At 67.0% G+C, this 23,642-nt stretch carries 30 protein-coding genes; 5 read left to right on the forward strand and 25 right to left on the reverse strand.

All coding sequences use genetic code 11. The features are described from left to right. Positions 1-23: 23 nt before the first annotated feature. From LK996_RS06760 to LK996_RS06770, 3 genes are read right to left on the reverse strand one after another with little or no spacing between them, the layout of a single operon-like run. On the reverse strand, positions 24-737 hold the full coding sequence (locus LK996_RS06760; RefSeq protein WP_230526358.1) for an SPOR domain-containing protein: 714 nt from the start codon (positions 735-737) through the stop codon (positions 24-26). Beyond that, positions 734-1,447, reverse strand: a complete 714-nt coding sequence (locus LK996_RS06765; protein WP_230526359.1) for a type III pantothenate kinase — start codon at positions 1,445-1,447, stop codon at positions 734-736. Before LK996_RS06765 ends, LK996_RS06760 begins: the two co-directional genes overlap by 4 nt. Continuing rightward, entirely contained in the window at positions 1,444-2,427 is a 984-nt protein-coding gene (locus tag LK996_RS06770; protein ID WP_230526360.1) for a biotin--[acetyl-CoA-carboxylase] ligase, read from the reverse strand. The genes LK996_RS06765 and LK996_RS06770 overlap by 4 nt, the downstream gene beginning before the upstream one ends. 165 nt (positions 2,428-2,592) lie before the next feature. Between LK996_RS06770 and LK996_RS06775 the strand changes: the two genes are divergently transcribed. Next, positions 2,593-2,904, forward strand: a complete 312-nt coding sequence (locus LK996_RS06775) for a hypothetical protein (RefSeq protein WP_230526893.1) — start codon at positions 2,593-2,595, stop codon at positions 2,902-2,904. A gap of 23 nt (positions 2,905-2,927) precedes the next feature. Then, entirely contained in the window at positions 2,928-3,674 is a 747-nt protein-coding gene (locus LK996_RS06780; protein WP_230526361.1) for a M90 family metallopeptidase, read from the forward strand. Between the two features lies 1 nt (position 3,675). Here LK996_RS06780 and LK996_RS06785 read toward each other — a convergent pair whose 3' ends face one another. The 12 genes from LK996_RS06785 to LK996_RS06840 form a co-directional block, all read right to left on the reverse strand. After that, positions 3,676-5,091, reverse strand: coding sequence for an ATP-binding protein (locus LK996_RS06785; RefSeq protein ID WP_230526362.1), 1,416 nt, complete (start codon positions 5,089-5,091; stop codon positions 3,676-3,678). Between the two features lie 10 nt (positions 5,092-5,101). Beyond that, positions 5,102-5,785 (reverse strand): response regulator transcription factor, encoded by a 684-nt coding sequence (locus LK996_RS06790; protein ID WP_230526363.1) that lies wholly within the window; start codon positions 5,783-5,785, stop codon positions 5,102-5,104. Between the two features lie 39 nt (positions 5,786-5,824). After that, entirely contained in the window at positions 5,825-6,250 is a 426-nt protein-coding gene (locus LK996_RS06795; RefSeq protein ID WP_230526364.1) for a hypothetical protein, read from the reverse strand. A gap of 141 nt (positions 6,251-6,391) precedes the next feature. Continuing rightward, positions 6,392-7,303, reverse strand: a complete 912-nt coding sequence (locus tag LK996_RS06800) for an arginine deiminase-related protein (protein WP_230526365.1) — start codon at positions 7,301-7,303, stop codon at positions 6,392-6,394. Beyond that, the gene (gene dusA, locus LK996_RS06805; protein ID WP_230526366.1) at positions 7,300-8,298 is read right to left on the reverse strand and encodes a tRNA dihydrouridine(20/20a) synthase DusA; all 999 of its coding nucleotides are present in this window, start codon (positions 8,296-8,298) and stop codon (positions 7,300-7,302) included. Before dusA ends, LK996_RS06800 begins: the two co-directional genes overlap by 4 nt. A 51-nt stretch (positions 8,299-8,349) precedes the next feature. Continuing rightward, positions 8,350-9,501 (reverse strand): DUF1120 domain-containing protein, encoded by a 1,152-nt coding sequence (locus LK996_RS06810; protein ID WP_230526367.1) that lies wholly within the window; start codon positions 9,499-9,501, stop codon positions 8,350-8,352. A gap of 23 nt (positions 9,502-9,524) precedes the next feature. After that, positions 9,525-12,077, reverse strand: a complete 2,553-nt coding sequence (locus LK996_RS06815) for a fimbria/pilus outer membrane usher protein (protein WP_230526368.1) — start codon at positions 12,075-12,077, stop codon at positions 9,525-9,527. A gap of 50 nt (positions 12,078-12,127) precedes the next feature. Continuing rightward, a complete protein-coding gene (locus LK996_RS06820) occupies positions 12,128-12,901 on the reverse strand; it encodes a fimbria/pilus chaperone family protein (protein WP_230526369.1) in 774 nt (257 codons plus the stop codon). Between the two features lie 358 nt (positions 12,902-13,259). Further along, the gene (locus LK996_RS06825) at positions 13,260-13,889 is read right to left on the reverse strand and encodes a DUF1120 domain-containing protein (protein ID WP_230526370.1); all 630 of its coding nucleotides are present in this window, start codon (positions 13,887-13,889) and stop codon (positions 13,260-13,262) included. Positions 13,890-13,935: 46 nt separating this feature from the next. Further along, the gene (locus tag LK996_RS06830; RefSeq protein ID WP_230526371.1) at positions 13,936-14,583 is read right to left on the reverse strand and encodes a DUF1120 domain-containing protein; all 648 of its coding nucleotides are present in this window, start codon (positions 14,581-14,583) and stop codon (positions 13,936-13,938) included. 353 nt (positions 14,584-14,936) lie between these two features. Then, positions 14,937-15,569, reverse strand: a complete 633-nt coding sequence (locus LK996_RS06835; protein ID WP_230526372.1) for a DUF1120 domain-containing protein — start codon at positions 15,567-15,569, stop codon at positions 14,937-14,939. A gap of 55 nt (positions 15,570-15,624) precedes the next feature. Beyond that, positions 15,625-16,275: a DUF1120 domain-containing protein gene (locus tag LK996_RS06840; RefSeq protein ID WP_230526373.1), complete on the reverse strand. Its 651-nt coding sequence runs from the start codon at positions 16,273-16,275 to the stop codon at positions 15,625-15,627. 338 nt (positions 16,276-16,613) lie between these two features. Here LK996_RS06840 and LK996_RS06845 point away from each other — a divergent pair, with 338 nt between their 5' ends. Continuing rightward, positions 16,614-16,955 (forward strand): hypothetical protein, encoded by a 342-nt coding sequence (locus LK996_RS06845; protein WP_230526374.1) that lies wholly within the window; start codon positions 16,614-16,616, stop codon positions 16,953-16,955. A 78-nt stretch (positions 16,956-17,033) separates the two neighbouring features. On the opposite strand, the gene LK996_RS06850 is transcribed toward LK996_RS06845, so the two are convergent. From LK996_RS06850 to LK996_RS06865, 4 genes are all read right to left on the reverse strand, one after another. Then, on the reverse strand, positions 17,034-17,666 hold the full coding sequence (locus tag LK996_RS06850) for a DUF1120 domain-containing protein (protein WP_230526375.1): 633 nt from the start codon (positions 17,664-17,666) through the stop codon (positions 17,034-17,036). A 324-nt stretch (positions 17,667-17,990) separates the two neighbouring features. Beyond that, on the reverse strand, positions 17,991-18,395 hold the full coding sequence (locus LK996_RS06855) for a GFA family protein (RefSeq protein ID WP_230526376.1): 405 nt from the start codon (positions 18,393-18,395) through the stop codon (positions 17,991-17,993). Further along, positions 18,395-19,054, reverse strand: coding sequence for a pentapeptide repeat-containing protein (locus tag LK996_RS06860; RefSeq protein ID WP_230526377.1), 660 nt, complete (start codon positions 19,052-19,054; stop codon positions 18,395-18,397). Before LK996_RS06860 ends, LK996_RS06855 begins: the two co-directional genes overlap by 1 nt. 92 nt (positions 19,055-19,146) lie before the next feature. Then, complete coding sequence (locus LK996_RS06865; RefSeq protein WP_230526378.1) at positions 19,147-19,587, reverse strand: copper resistance protein NlpE N-terminal domain-containing protein; 441 nt, start codon at positions 19,585-19,587, stop codon at positions 19,147-19,149. 81 nt (positions 19,588-19,668) lie between these two features. On the opposite strand from LK996_RS06865, the gene LK996_RS06870 reads away from it, so the two are divergent. Next, entirely contained in the window at positions 19,669-19,854 is a 186-nt protein-coding gene (locus tag LK996_RS06870) for a hypothetical protein (RefSeq protein ID WP_230526379.1), read from the forward strand. Here LK996_RS06870 and LK996_RS06875 read toward each other — a convergent pair whose 3' ends face one another. The 5 genes from LK996_RS06875 to LK996_RS06895 all read right to left on the reverse strand — a co-directional run bounded on the left by LK996_RS06875 (position 19,855) and on the right by LK996_RS06895 (position 22,426). Then, complete coding sequence (locus tag LK996_RS06875) at positions 19,855-20,286, reverse strand: hypothetical protein (RefSeq protein ID WP_230526380.1); 432 nt, start codon at positions 20,284-20,286, stop codon at positions 19,855-19,857. A 53-nt stretch (positions 20,287-20,339) separates the two neighbouring features. Further along, positions 20,340-20,765: a hypothetical protein gene (locus tag LK996_RS06880; RefSeq protein ID WP_230526381.1), complete on the reverse strand. Its 426-nt coding sequence runs from the start codon at positions 20,763-20,765 to the stop codon at positions 20,340-20,342. A gap of 52 nt (positions 20,766-20,817) precedes the next feature. Next, complete coding sequence (locus LK996_RS06885; protein WP_230526382.1) at positions 20,818-21,549, reverse strand: HAD family hydrolase; 732 nt, start codon at positions 21,547-21,549, stop codon at positions 20,818-20,820. A 68-nt stretch (positions 21,550-21,617) separates the two neighbouring features. Further along, positions 21,618-21,848, reverse strand: a complete 231-nt coding sequence (locus LK996_RS06890; protein WP_230526383.1) for a hypothetical protein — start codon at positions 21,846-21,848, stop codon at positions 21,618-21,620. A gap of 122 nt (positions 21,849-21,970) precedes the next feature. Continuing rightward, positions 21,971-22,426, reverse strand: a complete 456-nt coding sequence (locus LK996_RS06895) for an EF-hand domain-containing protein (protein ID WP_230526384.1) — start codon at positions 22,424-22,426, stop codon at positions 21,971-21,973. 379 nt (positions 22,427-22,805) lie between these two features. Here LK996_RS06895 and LK996_RS06900 point away from each other — a divergent pair, with 379 nt between their 5' ends. Beyond that, positions 22,806-23,027, forward strand: coding sequence for a hypothetical protein (locus LK996_RS06900; protein ID WP_230526385.1), 222 nt, complete (start codon positions 22,806-22,808; stop codon positions 23,025-23,027). 72 nt (positions 23,028-23,099) lie between these two features. On the opposite strand, the gene LK996_RS06905 is transcribed toward LK996_RS06900, so the two are convergent. Further along, entirely contained in the window at positions 23,100-23,603 is a 504-nt protein-coding gene (locus LK996_RS06905) for an EF-hand domain-containing protein (protein ID WP_230526386.1), read from the reverse strand. Between the last annotated feature and the right edge of the window lie 39 nt (positions 23,604-23,642).

Raw genomic sequence — 23,642 nt, forward strand, 5'->3', positions numbered from 1 at the left:
CCGGGCGATCGATCTCCGGGTGATCAGCGCAACGTCGCGCAGTCGAGCGGCACGGTGCGCGGCGCGGCGATGTCCCGCGCCGCCACCGCCGCGTCGAACGTCGATGCGGCGGCGACGTCGATCCATCCCTGCGTCCGCACGTTGCCGATCGGCTCCACCTTCGCGCCGCTGAAACCGGCGGCGCGCACCTGCGCTTCGCGGCGCTGCGCGGACGCTTCGCTGCCGAATCGGCCCAGCGCGACGCCATTGGCATCCACGCCCGTCGGCATCACCAACAGATCGTCGAGCCCGGCGGCGGTCATGCGATCGGCCAAGGCTTGCGCCGCTTCGCGCGATGCGAGCGGCGGCACGAGCACGCGCCATCCGCGCGCGCCACTGACTTCGTTGCGCGAACGCGTGCGCACGACCTGCGGTTGCAGCACGTCGTTCGCGCGTCGCAACAACGCCGGGTTGTCGAAGGGACCGAACGACACGCAGCGCGCGTCGGCGGGGATCGCCGCGGTGGCGACGGACGAGGCGATCGTCGCGCGCGCGGTCGTGGTCGCGGGCACCGCTGCGGTGGCGGGCGCTGCAACAGACCGCGGTCGCGACGGCACTTCGCTCAGCAATTGCAGGCGCGACACGTCGGCGGGGAGTTCGATACGATCGTCGCGCTTCGGCGGTTCGCGCAACGCCCACCATGCGGCGATGCCGAGATTGAGGACGACCAGGAAGACGATCAGCGCGCGCTGGATCATGCGGTGCGCTCCAGGGTCGCCCAGTGCGCGAGGCCTTCGAGCACGAGACCCGGACGCGATTCCGCATCGGGAAGATGCATGCGCAACGGATCGGCGCCGCCGCCATGCAGCAGCACGCGCGGTGCGACGCCGAGTCGACGCGTCGCTTCAGCGAGGCTGCGTTCGATGAGCGCGATCGCCGCACCTTCGCACCCCGACACCAGCGCGTCTTCCGTGTCGTCCGCGAATTCAACGTAAGCGCCGCCGATCGGCGCAAGCTGCGTGGCGCGCGCATGCAGCATTTCGCGCATCAGCGTCGGCGACGGCGCGATGCGTCCGCCATGGTGGCGGCCTTCGCGGTCGACGAGATCGATCGTCAGGCCCGTGCCGACACCGACGACGAGCGAGGGCCACGCGTCGCGCGCCCCGATCATCGCCAGGAAACGATCGACGCCGAGCTTGTGCGGCGTCGCATACGCGATGCGCAAGCCGTCGAGGCGCGCACTCGTGCGTGCGATGCAAACCCGCCGGAACTTGCGCGACAACGCATCGAGCAGTTGCACGCGCGCGTCTTCGGACGCCACGCTCGCGACGAACGCGACGCCGCCCGAAGGCAACGCATCGAATTCCGACGGCGCGAACGCACGCACCGCCCCCGGCACGCCATCGTCGCCGAGCGGTGCGCACTTCAGGCGCGTGTTGCCGAAATCGAACAGCCAGTCCTGCGTCATGCGTCGCGCGTCCGAACGCTCACGTCGCCGGAGTGGACCACACGCAGCTCGCCGCCGTCGAGGCGCACGCGCAATGCGCCGTCGGGCGCGAGTCCTTCCGCGACGGCGTTCCGGGTTCCGTCGTGCTGGTGCAACACCACGGCGCGACCGGCCAACGCGTCGAGCGCTGCATGGCGTGCGAGGAAGGGTTCGAGGCCGTCGCGATCGAATTGCGCGAGCGCGGGCAAGAGTTGCGCGAGCACCGCGGCCGCGACCGCGTTGCGCGGGCGCGTTTCGCCGAGCGACGCGAGGTCGCACCAGGGCTGGTCGATCTCGCGCGCGATCGCCTCGGGCATGCGCACGTTGAGGCCGAGGCCGACCACCGCGCGCACCGGGCCGCCGTGTTCGCCGCCGCCTTCGACGAGCAGGCCGCCGAGTTTGCGCAGCCCCGGGCCGGCTTCGACGACAAGATCGTTGGGCCACTTCAGGCGCACCGATCCGTGACCCAGCGCCTGCAGGGCTTCGGCGGCCGCGATGCCCGCGACCAGCGACAAGCCGCCCAACCGCGCGAGCCCGCCGCCGAAGTGGCGGGCGACCGACAGATAGAGATGCGCCGCCAGCGGAGATGCCCAGGTCCGCCCGCGACGACCGCGGCCGCCCGTCTGCCGCTCGGCGAGCAGCACATCCGTTCCGCGCAGGCTCGTGTTGCGGCGCAGCAGTTCCGAGTTGGTCGAGTCGATCGACCAGGCGACCTCGAGGGTCGCCAGTTCCGCGCGGGCATCGGCCGGCACGGCCGCTTCGATGCCCGCCGCATCGAGCAGATCGAGCGGTTGCTCGAGCGCATACCCGGTGCCGGCGCGCGCCGCGATGCCCACGCCGGCCGCGCGCAAGGCCTCGATTCGCTTCCAGATTGCGGCCCGCGAGGTGCCTGCTTCGCGCGCGAGCAGGTCGCCGCTGGCGGGGCCTTCGGCGAGCCGGGCGAGGAGGTCGCGGTCGTCCATGCGGGATGCGGATGTGAGGCCGGGAAGAGGAAGCGGCGATTATGCGGGCGCGGTCCGCCCGACAGGCGGTCGGATCCCATGCAACCTTCTGCGCCGACACGGCATCCACGATATAGTCCGTGGCCCGACCCGCCTGGCCGTGCCCCCGCACCAGGATCTCCCACCATGACGTCCCGTGCCCTTCTCTGCGTCCTCCTGCTGACTTCCGGCACGACGGTCGCTGCGCGCGAAGTCCACCTCGCCGGCCCGAACGGCGGAGGCGGCAACGTCCAGCAGTGCCAGGAGATCGACAACGCGGTCGAGGAAGCCACCGCGAAGGTCCCGGCGAAGCCGCGCACGACGAAGACCACCACCGCGCCGAGCCGCAAGCCCGTGAAGGCCACGCCGGCCGCCCGCAGTTCGGGCGACGACGACGGTGCCGCGCCGCGCCTGTCGACGCCGCGCTGGCACAGCTTCCTGCCGGGCATGTTCCGCTAAGCACGCTTCGATAAGCGCGCCGCTTGCGTTCGCTCTTCCGGCGCCTGTTGCGCCCCGACCCCATCGATGACGCGCTCTGGCGCGACGCGATCGCGCGCGTGCCGTTCGTCGAAGCGCTCGATGCCGCGCGCACGACGAAGCTGCATGCCCTCGCCTCGCGCTTCCTGCACGAGAAGACGATCACGCCGATCGGCGACCTCGCGCTCGACGACGCGCAACGCGTGCAACTCGCCGCGCTGTGCTGCCTGCCGTTGATCGAGTTCGGGCCCGAGGGCCTGCACGGATGGTCGCAGTTGCTCGTGTATCCCGATGCGTTCCGCGTCAATCGCACGCATGTCGATGCGGCGGGCGTGATGCACGAATGGGACGACGAGTTGATCGGTGAGGCATGGGAATCGGGACCGGTGATCCTGTCGTGGGCCGACATCCAGGCCGATTTCGAATCGCCGCGCGACGGCTTCTGCGTCGCCGTGCACGAGATCGCGCACAAGCTCGATGCGCTCGATGGCGTGCTCGACGGCACGCCACCGTTGCCGCGCGCATGGCAACGCGATTGGGCGGACGACTTCCAGGAGGCGTACGACACGTTCGCCGATCTCGTCGATCGCAATCGCAGGACCGAGATCGACCCTTACGCCGCGGAAGCGCCGGAAGAATTCTTCGCCGTGTGCACCGAGTACCACTTCAGCGCGCCTGCGTTGTTGCGCCGATCGCTGCCGACTGTCGCCGCGCATCTCGAAAGACTCTACGGCCCTTCGCCGTTCGCCTGACTTACAACCCAGGCGGCAGCTTCACCTCGAAGCGCGCGCCGCCGAGTTCTTCCGAACGCTTCACTTCGAGTTCGCCGCGATAACCGCGGACGATGTCCTGCACGATGGCCAGGCCGATGCCGTGGCCCTGCACGCGTTCGTCGCCGCGCACGCCGCGTTGCAGGAGTTCGTGCACGCGTTCGGCCGCGATGCCCGGACCGTCGTCGTCGACGGCGATGAACAACCCGTCGCGCCGGCCCGGCGACGTCTCGCCCACGCGCACCGTCAACAACACGCGCGCGCGCGCCCACTTGAACGCGTTCTCGAGCAGGTTGCCCAGCAACTCCTGCAGATCGCCCGGTTCGCCGTGGAAGCGCGCATTCGGATCGAGGTCGAATTCGCACAGCACCTTGCGCGCGAAATAGACCTTCTCCAAGCCGAGCACGATCTGCTCGGCGTGCGGCTCGATGTCGATCGGCGCGGCGAACAACGCGTGGCCGCTCGAAGCCGCGCGCGCGAGCTGGTACGACACCATCTCGTTCATGCGCCGCAACTGCGTGGCGACTTCTTCCTTGAGTTCGTCTTCCGGCGTGGGGTTGTCGATGCGCGCGCGCAGCACGGCGAGCGGCGTCTTCAGGCTGTGCGCGAGGTCGGCGAGCGTGTTGCGCTGGCGATCGAGGTTTTCGCGCTCGCTCTCGATGAAGGCATTGATGCTTTCGGTGAGCGGTTCGAGTTCGCGCGGATGCTGCGCGCTCATGCGTACCTGCTGGCCACGATGCACGCGCTTGAGTTCGGCGACGACCTGGCGCAACGGACGCAGGCTCCAGCGCAGCACGAGCATCTGCAACAACAACAGCACGAGCCCCGCGCCGCCGAGGTAACCCCACAGCGCACGGCGGAACACACGGATCTGCGCAGCGAGCGCACTCGTGTCCTCGGAGATGTACACGGTGTACGGGAACTCGCCCTGCGGCCCCCCTTCGGCCCACACCAGGCCTTTGCCGAGGCGGTAGACCTCGCCGGGCTTGCCGTCGCTGCGCGTGATCGGCAGCGGGCCTTCGAACTTGTCGACCGCGGGCGCGAGCATGCCGCCGAGCGGAAGCTCGGGGCCCTGCGCGGACGGCGAATCCCAGTGGCCGCTGGGCAGCACGACTTCGGCGTAGAGGCCGCTGCCCGGGCGATCGAAGCGCGGTTCCGGCGGTGTGTCGGGCACGTAGAGCGTGCCGTCGCGCAGGAACTCGATGCCGCTCGCGTATTCGAGCGCGAAGCTTTCAAGCCGCGTGCGCAGGTTGCTCTGCGCGGTTTCGAGGAAGGCGCGATCGAGCGCATAACCCGCGAGCGCGAGGAAGGCCACGAGACCCAGACTCGCGGCGAGCAGCTGCCGCGACTGCAGCGAGCGCGCGCGCCAACGATGCTTGTCGAGGAGCGCGTCGCCCACAGGCTATAGGTCAGTCCCCGCTGCGCGGGATCGCGAAGCGGTAACCGCGGCCGCGCACGGTCTCGATCGGCTTGAGTTCGCCGTCGGGGTCGAGCTTCTTGCGCAGGCGGCCGATGAAGACTTCGAGCACGTTGGAGTCGCGGTCGAAGTCCTGCTGGTAGATGTGTTCGGTGAGGTCCGCCTTCGAGACCAACTCGCCGGCGTGCATCATCAGGTACTCGAGCACCTTGTATTCGTACGACGTCAGGTCGACGTTGGTGCCGTTGACGGTGACGGTCTGCGCAGCGAGGTCGAGCACGACCGGACCGCATTCGAGCGTCGGCTTGCTCCAGCCCGCGGCGCGGCGCACGAGCGCATTGATGCGCGCAAGCAGCTCCTCGACGTGGAAGGGCTTGACCAGGTAATCGTCGGCGCCTTGCTTGAGGCCTTCGACCTTGTCCTGCCACGACGAACGCGCGGTGAGGATCAGCACCGGGAATTTCTTGCCTTCGTCGCGCAGCGCCTTGATCAACTCCATGCCCGACATCTTGGGCAGGCCGAGGTCGATGATGCCGAGGTCGAACGGGACCTCGCGGCCCATGTACAGACCTTCTTCACCGTCCTGGGCGGAGTCCACGGCGAATCCTTCGCGCTTGAGGCGTGCCGAGAGGGTTTCGCGAAGCGGGGCTTCGTCTTCGACGAGCAGGATGCGCATGGTGACTCCGTGTCTGCGATGGCCTGAGCGGCCGTTGGCTCAGAGGGTGGGGTCGCCGTCGTCGTCGGAGCGTGTACGGGGCGGTTCCTGCTGCTGTTTGCCGCCCTCCTGGCGACCGCCACGGCCTTGCTTCTGCTGCGACGGATCGTCCCAGTACACCCGCACGCGACCTCGGTCGTCGATGATCTTGACACGATTCACGTCGCGTCCGTCCGACTGGATCTGCTCGGCGCTGAGGACCTGGCCGCTGCGCTCGGCGCGGCGGACCGATTCGGAGAGCTGCCGGTCGCGATGCGCCTTGCTCTGCTGCTGTTGCTGCTGCGCTTGCGGCGGCGTCCGCTGCGGGCGCTCGCGCTGCTGCTTCTGCTGCGGGGGCTGCGGCTGCGGCTGCGCCCACGCGGCCGCGCTGGCGCCCATCAGGGCGGCGACCAGCAAGACATGGCGGCGGACGGACGGCAACGGCATGGGCGCTCGGCTCGGGTTCCGGGGCTGCTCTGCAGCAGGGAGGCCATTCTTTTGATCGCGCAGTGAATCACGTCTGAACTTTTTCTTCACGCTTGCGCTTCGTTCATGGCCGGTCGCGGCGCGGATGGCGTTGCGTCGGGCTCAGTAGAGCTCCGCGACACAGCAGCGGAGCGAGCCGCCGGCGGCTTCGATGGCGTCGAGCGGGACCGCGCGGACGGTGAAGCTCGCCGCGTCGAGGGCCGCACGGGTCGCGGGGGTCAACGCGCGCTCTGCGCCCGCGCTCATCCATGCGACATCGCGCGACAGGGCGATGGCGTTGCCGGCGAAGGCGGCATGTTCGGCATCCGAGAGGACGATCGCGTGCGGCGCGTAGAAGTCCTGCACCGCCTCGACGACGCCCGGGTCGGCGAAGCCGCGCGGACACACGAGCGCGGCGCGACCCGCGAGGAGCGCGAGCACGACGTTGGTGTGGTATTCGCCCGGCGCGAGGTCGAACAGCAAGGTCGCGCGCAGGCCGAATGCTTCGTGCATCAGTTGCGCGCCGACTTCGTCGCAGCGTTCGGACAGGCCGCAGAAGCCGATGCCGCGCCCGCGATCGATGACCATCGAGCCAGTGAGCTCGCACGGATGCGCCTGGTCGGACAGGTCGATCTCCGCGTAATCGAGCACGCCGGCGAAGAACGCGCGGATGTCGTCGCGCGCGGCTTCGCGCTGGCGCACGGGATGGCGCATGCGGCCGACGATGTAGCGGCCTTCTGCGGTCGCGAAGACGTTGTTGGGGAACAGCGCGTCGGGCGTGTCGTCGTGGCCAGGGAAGCAGATCGTCGGCACGACTTCGGAGAGTGCGCGATGCAATTCGTGGTGTTCGCTCGTCGCGCAGGCGGCATCGAAGCGCGTCGCATCCGCCATGTAGCGATTGTCGGTCGCCGATTCGTGCGCGAGGCAGAAGCCGTCGGGCGAAATCAGGAACGCGCCACGCGCGGTCGGCGGACCGAAGTCCTGCGCGAGCGTGCGCGCATGCGAAACGAAGGCCTTGATGTCGCGCGTGATCATGCCGCGACCGCCGGATGTTCGGTGAGCGCGAGCGCGCGCTCGATCAGCGACCAGTCGGCGCCGGGCTTGTGCGCGCCTTCACTCAGCACCTGGCGGAACGCGCGGCCGCCGCGCTCGCTCGCGAACAGGCCGAGGAAGTGGCGCGTGATGTGCTTGAGATACACGCCGCGCGCGAGCTGGTCTTCGATGTACGGCCGCAGCGCGCGCAACAAATCGCCACGCGTGCGCAACGCGCCGCCGAACCACGCCACATCGAGGCGATGCAGCAAGTACGGATCGTGGTACGCGGCGCGGCCGAGCATCGCGCCTTCGACATGGTCGAGGTGCGCCGTCGCTTCGTGTTCCGTCGCGATGCCGCCGTTGACGATCACCTGCAAGCCGGGGCGTTCGCGCTTGAGCGCGTAAGCCCAGTCGTAGCGCAACGGCGGCACTTCGCGATTCTCCTTCGGCGACAGGCCCTTCAGCCACGCGTTGCGGGCGTGCACGACGAACGTGCGGCAGCCGGCGGCGGCGACGGTGTCGATGAAGGCGAGGAAGTGATCGAAGTCGTGGTCGTCGTCGACGCCGAGGCGACACTTCACCGTCACCGGCACGTCGCAGGCTTCGATCATCGCGCCGACGCTCTCGGCGACGAGCGTCGGCTCACGCATCAGGCATGCGCCGAAGCGCCCCGCCTGCACGCGATCCGACGGACAACCGCAGTTGAGGTTGATCTCGTCGAAGCCGTGCCCGGCGCCGATGCGCGCGGCCTGCGCCAGCAACTCCGGCTCACTGCCACCGAGTTGCAGGGCGACCGGGTGTTCGATCGGATCCATCGCGAGCAGACGCGTGCGATCGCCCAGTACCACCGCGTTCGCATGCACCATCTCGGTATACAGGCGCGCATGCGGCGCGATCGTGCGGTGGAACACGCGGCAATGCGTGTCCGTCCAATCCATCATCGGGGCGACGGACAGGCGCAACTGTTCCGGGGCGATGGCGGCGGATGCGGGCATGGGCCCGCATTCTACTGCGGGCACCGGCGCAGGGCCGGCGCGAGGCTGAACCTAGAGGTAGACGATGGTAAAGGTCGCCGAGCCGTCCAGCGCTTCGGGGCCGGTGATGTTGGCGACGCTCGCGGGCGCGAGCCACGGGCGAATGGTGTAGTAGATCTGCATCCAGTGCGTCGCTTGCGGAACGAGGGTCGTGGGATTGACCACCGTGAAGTAGCGACCCGCGGTATTGGTGAAGAACATGTTCTGCGCCGACAGCGCCGTCCAGCCCGTCGAATTGTTGCCCGCGGCAAACACGCTGCCCACCGGCGCCCCGGAGTACGCCCCGGCGACGTGGATCTGGTACGCGCCGATCTGCTTGCCCATCGACGTCATGCCGAAGCCGAAGGAACGCGCTGCGGTGTCCGGCGAACCATCGATGAGGTAGCGGCTGCTTGAACGGTTGTCGGTGACCGCGATGCCGATCAGGCCGGGCGATGAGCACGAGAGGTCGAGGATGTATTCAATGCTCTCCGGGCGCGGAATGGATTGCGTCGGATGGAACGCGGAGCGCGGCGTATCCGAAAGGACCACGTCCTGCACGGTAATGTGGCACGACGCCGGCGCCATCATGGCTTCGACTTCGAGCGGGACTTCATCGCCGCTCGTTGCGAAGCGCAGGCGACCGTGGCCGCTCCACGTCGTCTCGTCGTTCACCGCCAGGCCCGCGTCGAGCCATGCGGTCACGTCGATTTGTGCCGTCAGCGTCGTGCCCTGCACCGGCGCGCCGCTGCTGAAGGGCGTGACTTCGCGATCGGGCGACAAGGTCTGCGTCGCCGACATCGTCTGGATTTCCGGGCCGCCGTTGCCGGCCAGATCGACCGGCATGCCGTCGACCACCACGTTCGACAGGCGCACGTTGAAGCGGCCCGCGTTCTCCAGCGCCCAGCTCGACGCGACGGTGTCCGGCATCACGTCGATGTATTCGAGCGTCATGTCGCGCGGCGTCGGGCACGTGACGGTGAGCGTCGTCGTACGCGTGCCGAGCAAGCGCTCGCCCGGGTCGGTGGTCGCGAACAGCGTGCCATACGTGATGCGATCGCTGCCCAGGTCGTAGGTGCACGATTGCGCGTGCGCCGACAACCCCGGCCACAGGCTCGCGAGCGCGAGCACGGCGAGCATGGCGACGCGATGCGCCTTCGCGGCGAGGATGGCGATGATCGTCATGTGGTGGTCTCCTGCACCGCTTCTCATGGCGCAACCGTGACTTGGCTGACCTGGCCGATGGCCAGTTCCTTCTTGAGCGAACCCGGGCGGCAGGTCGCGTTGATGGTTTCGTAGTACGCGTCCGGATCGGGTGTCGCGGGGAGCTTGAACTCGAGGATGCATTCGCCGCCTTCTGGCAAGTGGATGCCGAAGGCCTCGCCCGCCGGATCGTTGGTCATGAAGATTTCGCCACCGTCGCTGACCATCGTCACGAGCTTGTTGCGCCCGTCGATGACGGTCGCACCGCTCGGCACGGGCGAGCCGTCCAGCATCTTCGCGAGCAGCAACACGCGGCGCGCACGCATCACGTCGAAGGCGATGTGCTGCACGCTGCCGCGGCCGACTTCGAGCTCGTGGCGCGCGTTGGCGACGTTGATGTTGCGTGGCAAGGTTTTCGTGATCAGCTCGATCGCGTTCATGCGATAGGGCTGCAATTGCGGCACGACGGCCTGCCCCGACCAGTCGGTCCACACCGGACCGGCCGGCGTCTGCACCTTCACGCCGGGCACGCTGCCCAGCTTGAGGATGCCGAAGCTGTCGTCGATCGGGTACGGCGAGAACGTCACGCCGTCGCGATGGAGCACGGCGCCGCCGCGCAGGCCGTAGCTCTTCGTGTTGTCGCCGTCGCTGCCGTGCGAGTAACCGAGGTCGAGCTGCGTGTAGCGCGGCAGCATCGACACGTCGGCGCGCATGTCGGTGTCGCCGTACTGCGTGTCGCGTTCGGCGTTGAGGCGATAGCGGAACGTGTCGGTCGGCGAGTCCTCGTAACGCACCGAGTAGCGATCGCGTTCCGCGCGCCGGTTGTAGCCGGCGGAGGCGCGACGCGAGGAACTGCCGAGCGGCACGGTGACCGTGAAGTACAGCGCGTCGTCGTTCTGTTCGCCGACGTCGTCCAGGTCCCATTCCGCGCTCGCAGACAACGAAACGCCGCGGATCTGCTTGCCCCACGACAGCGTGCCGCGTGCATACTCGATATCGTCGTACGTCGACGTGCGCGAGTACGACGCACCCAGCGTGCCGAGTTCGCGGCTTGCGAACGACGTGCCGACGCTCCACGTGGTGTCGGTGCGGCCCGCGGAGAACTCGCCTTCCTGCGTCGATTCGAGCAGGTCGCGGAAGCCTTCGGTGCGTTTCAGCGCGGAGGCGTTGAGCGAGACCGCTTGCGAGAGGCGTTGCTGCACGGCGAGGTTGACCTGCGTGCCCTTCTCTTCGCGACGGCTCGCATTGGCGTAGGCGACCTGGCCGGAGAGATACGTGCCCCAGTCGTCCCAGCGCTTCTGCGCGCCCACACCGACGGATGCATATCCCTGCGCGCCCATCGCGCCTGCCGAATACGTGCCGGTCTTGCCCGCCGCCCAGGTGCCGCTCGCGCTGGCGACCCACGGCTCGGCCTGCATCGTGTTGCTCTGGTCGCGCACGCGGCCGATGGTCGCGGTGTAACCCGTCGGCGCCGCGGTCGCGACGCTGTCGAGCGATGCGGCTGGCACGCTGAAGCGACGCTCGCTGCCATCGGCTTCGGTGACGGTGACGTCGACCGCGGAGACGCGATCGATCAGCTGCAGGTTGCCGAGTTGGAACGGCCCCGGCGGCACGACGGCCGAATAGATCAACGCACCAGATTGGCGCACGTCGACGCGCGCCTGCGTTTGCGCGATGCCTTCGATGACGCCGCGCACGCCCGGCGCGAGCCCCGTTTCCGGCTTCAACTGCACGCCGGTGACGAGCGCGCCGGCGAGCACCGCGTTGTCCATCGTCACGTCGCCGACCTGCAGCAGCGAACGCGCGCGCATCAGCGCGCGTTCGGCGTAGGTGTGGCGGCGTTCGAACTGGCTGACGCCGTTGGAATCCGAGTAGCTCTGCGCGCTGCGGAACACCCAGTTGCCGGCGTTGAGGCCGACCTCGGTGTTCGCGATCAGGTGATCGGAGTTGAGGTCGTTGAACTGCGTGCTGCTGCCGAACACTTCGTAATTGAGCAACCCGCCGGTGCCGCCGCGCGCATAGCCGGGCGTTGCGCGGCTTTCCGGCTTCACCGCATCCATCGGCACGACGAGCGAGATGCCGCCGATCTCCGGCTGCAATTCGGCGACCGCCATCGGGTAGGCATTCTCGACGGACGTGCAGGTCGCGCCCGGCGGCATCGCGGGCGGCTTGAGGCCGGCGACCTCGGCGAACGCGAGGTTGAAGCAAAGCTTGCCCGCGTTGTCGAACGTGGCGAGCGTCTTGCCGCGGCGCAGGCCGTTGACCACCAGGTCGACCTGGTGCGTGCCGGGCGTGAAGCGTGGCGCGCGCTTGAGATATTCGGCGAGTTGCGGATCGAAGCCGCGCTGCTTGAGCAGGTTCGGATCGAAGGTCGCGGTGTCGATTTCGTCGCCGGGGGCGGCGTCCGCACCGGGCGCCGGCAATTCGGCGCCCGGTGCGGAGTCGGCGGCGCGTGCGTTCATGCCGGCAAGCAGCACGCCGAGCGCGGCAGCGAGTGCGAGCGCAAGCGGATGCAGTGGCGGCAGCGGGAAGTCGCGTGCGTTCGATCGCATGGTCATGGGAGTCGGCAAGGGAGGAATGGCGCCATCCGTGGCACCGTGAAAAGCGATCAACGCGTGGTTGTGGGCGCAGGCAGCAGCGTGGGCGTCGGCGCAGTCGCGACCGGCGCGGTGGCGAGCGCGGTTTCGTACGCGTCGGTGACGTAGCCGTAGACGGTGGCCGGGCTGATCTTCACCTTCGTCGCGCCGGTGCCGTTCTTGCTGTCGACGGTGATCGTTTCGCCGGGCAGCACGTACGCGCGCGGCAACATCGCCTGGCCCGTGCCCGGCAGCAGGCGCACGTCCTGCGCGAGGCGCACGACGTAGGCGCTGTCGTTGCGCACGGTGAGCTTGTTGTTCGCGTGCGACCAGGTGAGCAGCGTCCACGGATCGCGCTTCATCGGCAGGCCCGCGGGATGGATGATCACCGGCAGGTTCTGGCGCACGCCGATACCGATGCGCATCGTGCCCGGTGCCGTGGGATCGCGATCCGGGATGCCTTCGATCAGGACGCGCTTGAGGCGCTGCGTCTTCAGCGGCGTCTTCGCCTGCAGCATGAAGCGCACCGTCTGCGTCTTGCCCGCTTCCACGCGCGAGACGAGCGGCTCGACGCGCAACAGCTTCTCCTTGTCCTCATCGATGTCGACGAGCGTGACGAGGAGCAGCGACGCACGTTTGTCGCTGTTGGTGACGTTGAGCGACGCCTCGCGATCGGCTTCGTTGACGATCACGACGGAGGTCTGCGGCACCATGCCGTCGGCGCGCGCGGACGACGCGGACAGCAGCGTGATCGCCATGGCGGTGCCGGCGACGAACGCGGTGGGCATGCGGGTAAAGATCGACACAGGAAACCTCCAGCAAAACGGAATAGGCCAGGATGTTCGGCGCATCGCACATGCGTGCACCGGGTGTGCCGGCGAGCCCGCCACGTTAGTCGCACAAGGCGAGACCAACGCTTCGACAACTCTGCTAGTCGGAGTTGAAACTTCAGCGGCCTGCGTGCACTGCCGAGGCGGTCATCCGCGGCATGCGAACGAGATAACGCGACGCGCTTTCGCGCTCAACGACCGCGGGTGCGCGCGGAAACACTGACGATGCGCACGAGAAATTGCCTTGCACCAATGTGCGGGTTGACGCGAGTCGTCCGGGCAAAAAAACGCCCGGCGGATGCCGGGCGCTTGATGGCGCAATGACGACGGTTGCTTACAGGTAGTTCAACGTCAGCGTCATCTGGCCGTCGATGGCCTGCGCGCCCGTCAGGGCGAGCGACGTGCTCGGCGCGATCGTCGGCTCGATACGAAGCGACCAACCGACGGTCGTCGCGCTCGCCGGACCACCGGCAGTCGTACCCACTGCCGTGAACTTGTTGCCGATGTGCGCTACCGGCGTACCACCTGCCGGCGACGTCCAGGTGCTGAGGTTCGACGACGCAATCACGGGAGTCGCGACCGTATCCGCAACTCCGTTCTCGGCGAACACCTTGTAGAAGCCGATCGGATTGCCGCCGGCGGTGTTGTTGAGGCCGAAGTTGTCGTCGCCCACGGTTGACGCGGTGCCGGGACGGTCCTCGACGACGGAAGTTGCGACCTTGGCGGCAGATGCACAGGTGATCAACACGTCGACGTTCTGCACGGTCAGCGGGTTGTCCGCGACGTCGCTCAACGTGGCCAGATCGACCTGGCCAAGGTCGATGGCGCCACCGTTCGAAAGCTGGATGGTGCACGAGGGCGGCGTGATGGTGCCGGTGACCGTGAGGTCGACCGAGTTGGCGTGGACAGTGCCCGCGCCGATCGTCAAGAGCGCGGCGGCCAGGAGGGAAAGTTGCAGCTTCATGGATGGACTCCGATAGCAGAAATAGGGGGGGCTGGCGCTCGTCGCATCAGATGTATTCGATGGTGATCGTCGCGCTGCCGTCCATGGTTTCCTGACCGGTCAGCTGGAGCGCATTGCGCGAGTTGATGCTCGGCGTGACCTGCAGCGTGAAGTCCACGGTGGTCGCCGCAACCGGGCCAGATGCGGCCGATCCGAAGGCACGGTAGCGCGCCGCGCCCGCCGAAGACGCTTGGACCCACCACGGCGGATTCAACGTGGCCCACGTTGACAGGTTCGTACTCTGAATCATGGTCCCGGCCGAGCCGTCGACAATCACCGATGCCGGAACGACGTGCAGCTTGAAGTGACCAATCTTCGCGCCAGTCGTCGTCTGCCCCAAGCCGAACGTGAAGTTCTGTGGATTGGCTTCAGTACCATCCTTGTTGTCTGCGGCAGTGAGGGCGAATTGCGTAGGCCCCGAGCAGCGGATCTCGGCGGCTTGATCGAAGAAGGCCAGGTCCTTGACAGTTGCCTGGTTCAGCGTCGACGCATCGATGTCACCGATGTTGTAAACGCCGCCGTTGGACAGCGTCACCGTGCAGGTGCTCGGCACGATCGTGCCGCCCAGCGTCACGACGCCAGTCGACTGCGCGTGCGCCGACGTGGAAACGGCCGCCAGCAGCGCAGCCGCGAGGAGCGAGTGTTGGAGTTTCATGTTTGCCTCTTTGTGGATCGGTGGTTGGAGGGAACTGCCGCCACGCGATGCACGCGGGCGAAACATCGAAGTTGCATGCCTCGAAGGCGCGAAAAGTAGTCAGGCGCTCGCGGATGCGTCATCGCGAATGTTCTGCAATGTGCGCATGTCGGTCGCAGGACCATTGGCGCGGCGCAAACGACATCACAGCGGCCGTAGCGCTTTCAATGATCCGAGTTACATCGGAGAACGCGCCTCGTGCATGTGGGAATGCGCTTCCACTTGCAGGTTCGAAGCGAAGGCGTCCGAAATGGCGAACGCCCGGCGCGAGGGCCGGGCGTTCGGTTGCACTCGAAGCAGTGCGGGTGTCGCGATTACAGGTACACGACCGTCAGCGTCATGCGGCCGTCGATGTCCTGCGGGCCGGTCAGGGCCAGCGTGTCGACCGGGGCGATGGTCGGCGAGATCGTCAGCTTCCACGACGCATTCGTCGCGGCGGCCGGACCCGACACGGTGCTGCCGACGGCGGTGTACTTCGCGCCGGTGCCGTGTTCGACCTTGACGCCGCCGGCCGGCGACGTCCACGCCAGCACGTCGAGGCTGCTGATGACGGTGGCGGCGGTGCCGTCGGCCATGCCGGTGCCGGCCTTGATCGTGTAGTGGCCGATCGGCGCGCCGTTGGCGGCGTTGTTGAGGCCGAAGTAGTCGTTGCCCGGGGTGTACGACGTGCCCGGACGATCTTCCGTGGCGATGGTGGCGAACTTCACCGGCGCGGTGCACGCGATGGCGACATCGACGACCTGGTCGACCAGCGGATTCACGGCGGCGCCGTTCATCGTGCTGATGTCGAGGATGCCGAGATCGACGTCGCCGTTGTTGGTCAGCGACATGGTGCAGGCGTCGGGCGTGATCGAACCGGTGACCGAGAGGTCGGCCGTCGAGGCGTGGGCATTGCCGACGGCGAAGACGAGCACGCCGGAAGCGAGGAGGGACGGGAACAGCTTCATGGATTCACTCCGAATGTGTTGACTGATGAACTTCGCGCGGTGGATTCGCGCGGACTCAGAGGTAATGGACTTCGATGGTCGCGCTGCCGTCGATCGGCTGCGTCGTGTCGAGCAGCAGGTTGCTGCGCGAGTTGAGCGTCGGCAGCACTTCGAGCGAGAACGTCGCGCTGGCGAACGCAAGCGGGCCGGCGACCGGGCCGAACGCGCGGTACTTCGCATCGGCGCTGGTCGACTTCGGCCAGTACGACGTGCCCGTGGTGGTGGCCCACGTGGTCAGGTCGCTGCTGCCGATGACCGGCTGCGCGACGGAATCGACGACGACCGAAGCCGCCGGGATGTTGAGCTTGTACGAACCGACCGGCGCGCCCGAGGTGAGCGCATTGCCCAGGCCGAAGTCGGCCGACGTGGTGCCCAGCGCGGTGCCTTCCTTGTTGTCGTTGACGTGCAGCGCGAGCAGCGTGCCGCCCGAGCAGGCGAGCGTCACGGCGTTGGTCAGCGGGGCGCGATCGCCCGGGGTGGTCGCATTGAGGTCGGACATGCGCAGCGCACCGACGTTATACGTGCCGCCGTTGGCGATGGTGACGCTGCACGAATTCGGCACGAGCTGGCCGCGAAGGCCGACGTTGCCGGTAGCGGCCTGCCCGAAGGCGGAGGTCGACACGACCGCGAGCACCGCGGCCGCGAGAAGCGAGTGATGGAACTGCATGGGGATCTCCGTTGGATCGAAGGGATGGAAGCGCGGGTACTGCATCGCGATGCCATCCGTTCATCGCGCGCATCGAGCAAAACGAAAACCCGATGGCGCGGCACCTTAGGGAAGCCATGCGCAGTGCTGCATCGGAATGGTCTTGCATGGGCGCGAACTTTTCGGCGGTTGCCCTTGCGTCCGACGCAATCGACATTCCTGCCCCTTGGTGCCCCTGTCCCTTGGTGCGATTCGCGCGGGAATCCTGCCGCTTTCCCCTGCGGACAATTGTTGCGTCCGCCGCGCGGGTGTTTTCTGGCCGCACACCGACCACAGCCAACACACAGCGGGGGAACACCATGGGACTCGACCTGGCTTATTTCGAGAAACGCGTGCGCAGCCTGGAGCAGGCATTGCATCGATTGCAGCTCGACCTCGAGGATGCGCACGAAATCGCGGGCCGCATCGTCGAGGAATACCAGCAGTGGGTACGCGAGGAAACGCCGGGGCGCGAGATGATCCTCAAGCGTTTGCAGGAACTCGTCGACAGTGGAAGGCCCAGGAGCGTGTTCGCAAAAACGCTCGTTCTTGAGTACGGGATCTCGCGCACGAAGTCGTATCAACTGGTGAAGGATTACCTCTGCGGGCGCGGTGAAGCGGCGAACAGCGACATGGAGATGGAAGGCGACGCACGCGTTTGACTCGATCGCGAAGGTTGAAAAGCAGAAGGCCGGGCGAGTGATCGCCCGGCCTTCTTGCTTCGTAGCTTTGCTACTCGATTACATGTACATCATTTCAATGGTGAACTGCCCATCGAGTGGAAGTGCGCCACTCAGTTGCAAAGCCCACAGTTCGCGGATGGTGGCGAGTATGTGCAATGTGAACTGCGCGGATGTGATGGGCTGGGCGACGGCGGCACCCTCGCTCACATAGGCGAAGCTTCTCCACTCTGTCTCTTCGGCCCATGGGTCCACATGAAACGCGCTGTACCAGAACGCGCCGGGGCTTGGTCCGGGCGCAGGATCGTTGACCATGTAACCTGCGCTTCCGTTAACCGTCACTGCCTCCGCGTGCCTGACTTGGTAGTACCCGATCGGTTCGTATGGCGCCGCCATACCCAAACTCAAATAACTGTCGCCACTGTCCCCTGTCCACTTATCATGAATGCTGAGGGCAATGTATGTAGGACTTGCACACGCGATCGAAACTCCGAGCGTCTTGAGATCCATTTGAGTGACATCGTATTCGTCGAGAGACGAAGCAGGAATGATGCCGTAGTCGACATTGCCGCCATTCTGGATCGACGTATTGCAACCGCCCTCTTCGACGATCCGCCCCGTCACACTCATCGTATCGGCCTCGGCCGCACACGCTCCCACCGGCAGCGCCATCGCAGCAGCCAGCACCAGCATCGAACTTGCAACTCGCATAGAACACTCCGGAAGCGCAGGACGGCGGGAGCGTAGCCGAGCGCGCACCGTGTGCCGCGTGCGAAACATCCGCGATCGCGCGTGTCGCGGTGCATTGCTCGAAACGCAATGCCATGTTGCCCTTCGGGACAATAGGCGCGCGCACGCTGCGATGGTCTGATGGCCGCACCTGCCCCACCCACAGGGCAGGTAGAGCCGAAGACGCCGCTGAGACGAGCCACCCCTACTCGCAGCCCGTCGGCCGACGCAGACTCCCTCTCTCCCTGACTGCGTCGGCGGCTCTCTCTTAAATCTCTCTTCCCCGCCCTACTCTTTCGACAGATGCGACAGCGCCGCGGTCGCGGCTTCGCGATCGTTGTCGTCAAACGGCACGATCGTCAGCGACGCGATGGTACCGTCGTCGATGCAGCGCACGTTGATGTTGACGCCATCGGGATGGCTGCGCGGGATGTAGAAACTCTTGACGCCGCACACCGAGCAGAATCGATGCTTCGCGACGCCCGTGTTGAACGTGTATTCGGTGAGCACGTCCTCGCCCGACAGCAGGCGAAAGCGCGACGCCGGCACGATCAGGTGCAGGAAGCCCGTCATGCGGCAGATCGAGCAATTGCAGTCGAGCGCTTCGATGTCGGCCGGCGCGTCGATTTCGAAACGCACGCGGCGGCAATGGCAGCCGCCGCGATGCGTGACCCGATCAGGTGTCGCGCCCATCAGTGCTTGCCGTGGCCCTTGCCGGAGTTGCCCTTCCCGGAGTTCCCCTTGCCGGAATTGCCTTTCCCGGAGTTGCCCTTGCCGGAATTGCCCTTGCCCTGGCTGTTCCCGTTGCCATGACCATTGTCGGCGTGCGACTTCGACGCCTTCGACTTGCCGTGGTTCGGATACACCTTCTGCAAGTCGGCATCGAGCGTGATCGGACGACCCCAGCGATCGTACGCGGGCACGAAGCCGTTCTTCAGTCGATGGAATTCCGGCGAGCCGGGCTTGATGCCCATCTGCTTGGCGATGTTGCCCCAACCCTGGCCGTGGTCGCGTTCGTAGGTGTCGACGACGTAGCGGCACGGGCGACCGATGATCGACGCGATGCTGCACGCCATCCACACGTCGCCCGGCGCCCAGCGGCGCGGACCGAGGAGGTCGACGACCAGGTCGCGCGGCGCGCCGTGGTAACGCACCAACTCGTCGACGAACGGATCGCGGTAGCGCGAGCCGTAGCGATTCATGTCGTTCAATTGCGTGTCGACCCACACGTCGCCGCTGCGCGGATTCCAGCCGAACCGGAAGTCCTGCGCGTGCGCCGCGCCACCGGCCGAAGCCAGCACGAGCGCGAGCACGATGCTCTTCATTGCGATGCCCTTCTTTGCGTGATTCATCTGCCTCTCCCTGCGAATGAGTCCGTGACGAGTGCAGTTTCAGCCGCTTCGATGAATACGTTCTGAAACCGGCGTCACGACTGGGGAGGCAGTCACATTCGGGGCGAGCCGACCGGCGAGAGGACGCGGTCCGGCCCCGCGGCCTGGCCCGCGCGGTCGACGACCACCAGGTTCCCCGCCCCGTCGATCGCATACAGGCGTTCGGCGCCCGACGTCGATTGCAGGCGGAGGATGCGGCCGTCGCGGCGCCACCGGCCCGACTCGCGGAAGTACTCGGCTTCCTCGCCATCGAGGAAGGCTTCGACGAGTTCGTATTGCGACACGACGCCGTTGCCGCGCTCCAGGCGCAGCCGCGTATCGATGCCATCGCAATCGGCGCACGCGAGCATGCCCTGCCAGCTCAGTTCGGCATCCGGGGAATCGAAGCCCGGGGCGGAGGTTCCATTGCGCGGCGCGCTGGTCTCGGCCGAACACCCCGCCAGCGCCAGCAGCGGCAGGAGGAGGATCGACCAACGGTAGCGGAATGCGGGCACGCGCCGATCATGCCGCACAACTCGTGCACGCGGCCACGACAAGTCCGGGCGGAGCATGAACTCGTCATCGGGGACCGTGCCATGCGCCTGCAGCTTTCGCCGTTCGCATTCCTGCGCCGCCACGCGTGGGGGCTGGCCGTGTTGTGCGTGGTGGTGGTCGGTTACTTCGCGACCGTCGGCTGGTTCGCCGAGAAGCTCGGCGACGACCTGGGGCGCTCCTTCAAGGCCGCGCCCGTGGTCGACGACACGAAACACCGCAGCGACTGATCAGCGCGCGGAGATCGTGAACTTGCCGAAGGCGATGCCGAGATCCCAGCCCTTGCCGGTGCCGGCGAGTGCGAGCGACACCTCGCCCTTGGTCATCACGTTCGCACCCGACGACTTGACCGCGCCGGCGTGCGCCTCGGCCTGCGCGTAGCTGCCGAGCGTTTCCTTGATGTCGTTGACGCCGGAGAACTCGCCGGTGCCGTTCTCGATCTTCGACTTGCCGAAGGTGAGGCCGCCGCCCTTGGCTTCCACGTGCACGGGCATCGACTGGCCATTGTCGCAGGTGATCGTGCCGTCGCCCGACGCGGTCTTGTAGAACGCCGACCAGCCGGCCATCGAGAACTTGAGCTTGCAGTCGGTCTCGGCGGCGGTCGCGACCGAAGTGGCCAGGATCAGGGCCAGGGGGAGGATCTGGATGGGGCGCAGGCGCATGGCGGCAACTCTCCAGCAGGGGGATGTGGTGCGCGGAGGCTAGCACCGTCGGGCTATGGCCGGTAACGGTCGAACCGCGGGTCGTAGTACGTGACCGTGCAGTTGCCCACGTTGTTGCACGTGACCCGACGAGCGGTGGGGTCATGGCCGTAGGCGGGGTATGCCGGGCGACGGTAGTGGCGGCGATGGCCGTAACGATCGTCGCGGTCGCGATCGCGCCAATCGCGGCGATCGACGATGCGGTAATAGATCGGACGCCCGTAGCGGTCGCGACCGATGACGATGCGATCGGAATCGCGATAACCGCCGTAGCGGTAATACGGTTGGCCACCGCGCACGACGACATCGGCGGCATCGACGATCACGCGAACGCGTTGGTCGTCCTGCGCGTGGGCTGGGTTCGGAACCAGCGCCGCGACCGTCAGCCCGGTCGCCAGCACCAACGGCGCGACCCGGCGCGCCATGCGCAACCTGTCCATGTTCGCCTCCCGCATCCGCGCGTCGCGGACACGGCGCGACGATGCGACCGCATCAATGAATGGCGGCGCAATGCGCGATGTCGTCGAGCGCCGCCGGCAAGCCCGACGCATCGCCGACGCGACGCAGGCGCGGTGCGTCGTCCGCGACCTCCGCTTCCGCTTCGTGCGCCCACGTCACGTGGTACGGCATGTACACGCCCCACCCGCCGAGCCCGAGCACCGGCGCGATGTCGGATCGCAACGAGTTGCCGACCATCGCGAACTCGCGCGGCTGCAATTCGAACTCGTCGAACAACCGCGTGTACGTCGCGGCATCCTTCTCGCTCACGATCTCGATGCGGCGGAACAGATCGGCGAGCCCCGACTGCTTCACCTTCGCTTCCTGGTGGAACAGGTCGCCCTTGGTGATCAGCACGAGTTCGTGCTTTGCGCCGATCGCTTCCACCGCGTCGCGGATGCCGGGCAACAGTTCGACCGGATGCTGCAGCAGCGACTTGCCGAGTGCGACGATGCGATGCAGGTCGCGCGACGAGACGCGCGCGTCGGTGATTTCCACCGCGGCTTCGATCATCGACAGCACCATGCCTTTCACGCCGTAGCCGAACAGCGCGAGGTTGCGCTTCTCCACGGCGTACAGGCGTTCGTGCGCGCGGGCATCGGCGAGGTCGACATACTGGCCGACGATCTGTTCGAAATCCACCTGCGCGCCGCGGTAATAGTCCTCGCTGCGCCAGAGCGTGTCGTCGCCGTCGAATCCGACGAGCTTGATGCGGTTGTCTTCCATGGCGCGGAAGCATAAACGACGAAGGGCGGCCGAAGCCGCCCCCGCATCATCGCGACGAACGCGCCCGGTTATGGCGTACCGGGCGGATTCGCCGACGTGCTCGCCGACGGCGGCATTTCGGACGACGTGGTGGTCGTCGTATCGGTCGTCGACGTCGTGGTACCCGTCGACGCATCCGTCGATGTCGTGCTTTCAGTGGTCGACTCGGTGGTCGACTCACTGTCGTGCGCGCAAGCGGCCAGCGTCAGCGACGCGAGAACGATGGCTGCTGCGGTCAGGCTACGAAGCGTGGTGTTCATGGGGTCCTCGTCTGTGTGCCTAGTCGGCGTAGGTCGGCCGGCCCCGAAGGGCCGGCCAGTGCGCCGCTGTTGCGGAGCGTGCGTACTTGCGCGCTCCGACTCGTGGTCGGTCGATCAGTCGATCAACCGCCCGAATCCGACTTGGCCCCACCCTTTTCGCTGGTTTCGAGGTAGGCCTTGTATTCGTCCTGGGTCAACTCGCCGTCGGCATTCGAATCGGCGGTCGAGAACGCAGAGGCCAGGCTCTGGACCGAAGCGGCTTCGCTGGCGCTCAGCGTGCCGTTCTTGTTGACGTCGAGGTCGGACCAGTTCTTCTTCTGCGGTTCGCCCGACGTCGCGGCGGTCGCTTCGTTGGTCGTCGCAGCTTCATTCTGCGTCTGCGTGGTCGCGTCCTGCGCGGCCTTGGTGGCGTCCTTCGCCGCGTCCTGCGCGGAGGTGGCGGCCTGGTCCGCGGCCTGCGTCGTCGACTGCGGATATTCCTGCGTCGGCGTCGGCGTCGTGCTCTGCGCGAAGGCGAGCGGCGCCGCGAACGTCAGGGCGAGGGCGAGGAACAGCGGCTTGCGATCGGAAAGCTTCATTCGTCGGTCTCCGTGGTTTGAACAATCGTCGCGCCGATGCTTCGGCTTTCGGCGACGGTTTGCACCTTGCGCCCGAGCATCTGAATCTCCGCGACCTGCCGGTTTGCGCCTCCACGCGGCGTTAACCACCGGACCTGCGAATTGCGCTACTCGCGGGCGGGGCCTGCCGCATGTCGGCGTTTTTGCTTGTTTTCAAGCGTTTTCGCCGGCGTTCGCGAGCTTGGTCCCCGCGATGTCGTCGTCGCGCGAATACCATTCATGCATGGCGCACAACCGGCCGCGACGACTTACGAAAGTTTTACCTGCGCCATGCAACGGCGTTAATGGCCGCCTCTCCACGATGGTCGCCAGCCCCCAACGACGGAACGCCGAGGACCCCATGTCGACCCCGCGCCAGACCCCACGCTCGAAATCCCGCACCGTCGGATCGCAACCCGCCGCACAGCAGAGTTCGGCGCAATCGATGTCGGGCGAACGCAAGCCAGGCGAAGAGCGACGCGATCGCGAACGCAACGCGCTCGACAACCAGGGAGCGCAGGGACGCAACGTGCCCTTCTCCCTGCGCGAGGAAGAAGACGACGACAACGCGACACGTCACTAGGTCGCGTTGCCGATCGAACGAACGAAGGGCGCCCGAGGGCGCCCTTTTGCGTTTCCGGCATTCGCCCGGCGGTTACGGTTGCTTGTTGGTCTCCGCGTGCGCGGTGTACTCGTCCGACGTCACGAAGCCGTCGGCGTTGGCGTCGATCGAGGAGAAGCTCGAATCGAAGCCGGTATTCGCGGAAGCCTCGGTCGAACTCACGCGTCCGTCCTTGTCCGCGTCGAGCGATGAAAACGCGTCGTTCGACTTCGTCGGTGTTGCAGTTGCCGCGACGGCCGGCGCCGCACCGCTCGCCGATCCGCCGAACTCGGCGGCAGTCACCTGGCCGTCTTCATCGGTATCCAGCGCGTGGAACCGCACAGCGAACGCGCTGTCCTTGTCCGCTTCGACCGCGCTGATGCGGCCGTCGCCGTCGGCATCGAGCCGCGCGAACGCAGGATCCTGCGCGACGGGCGGCACGGTCCCGCGCTCTTCCTGCGTAGGCGGTGCGGTCTGCGGTACCGAAGTCTGCGCGAAAGCAGGCAGTGCGATACCGGCGCCGAGCGCAATGCGCCAAACCAACTGCTGGGTCTTCATGGGGCGCTCCTCGTCTGTGGTCCCGGCGCGGGAATAGCG

This window comes from Noviluteimonas lactosilytica (assembly GCF_020866925.1).
Lineage (GTDB): Bacteria > Pseudomonadota > Gammaproteobacteria > Xanthomonadales > Xanthomonadaceae > Noviluteimonas > Noviluteimonas lactosilytica.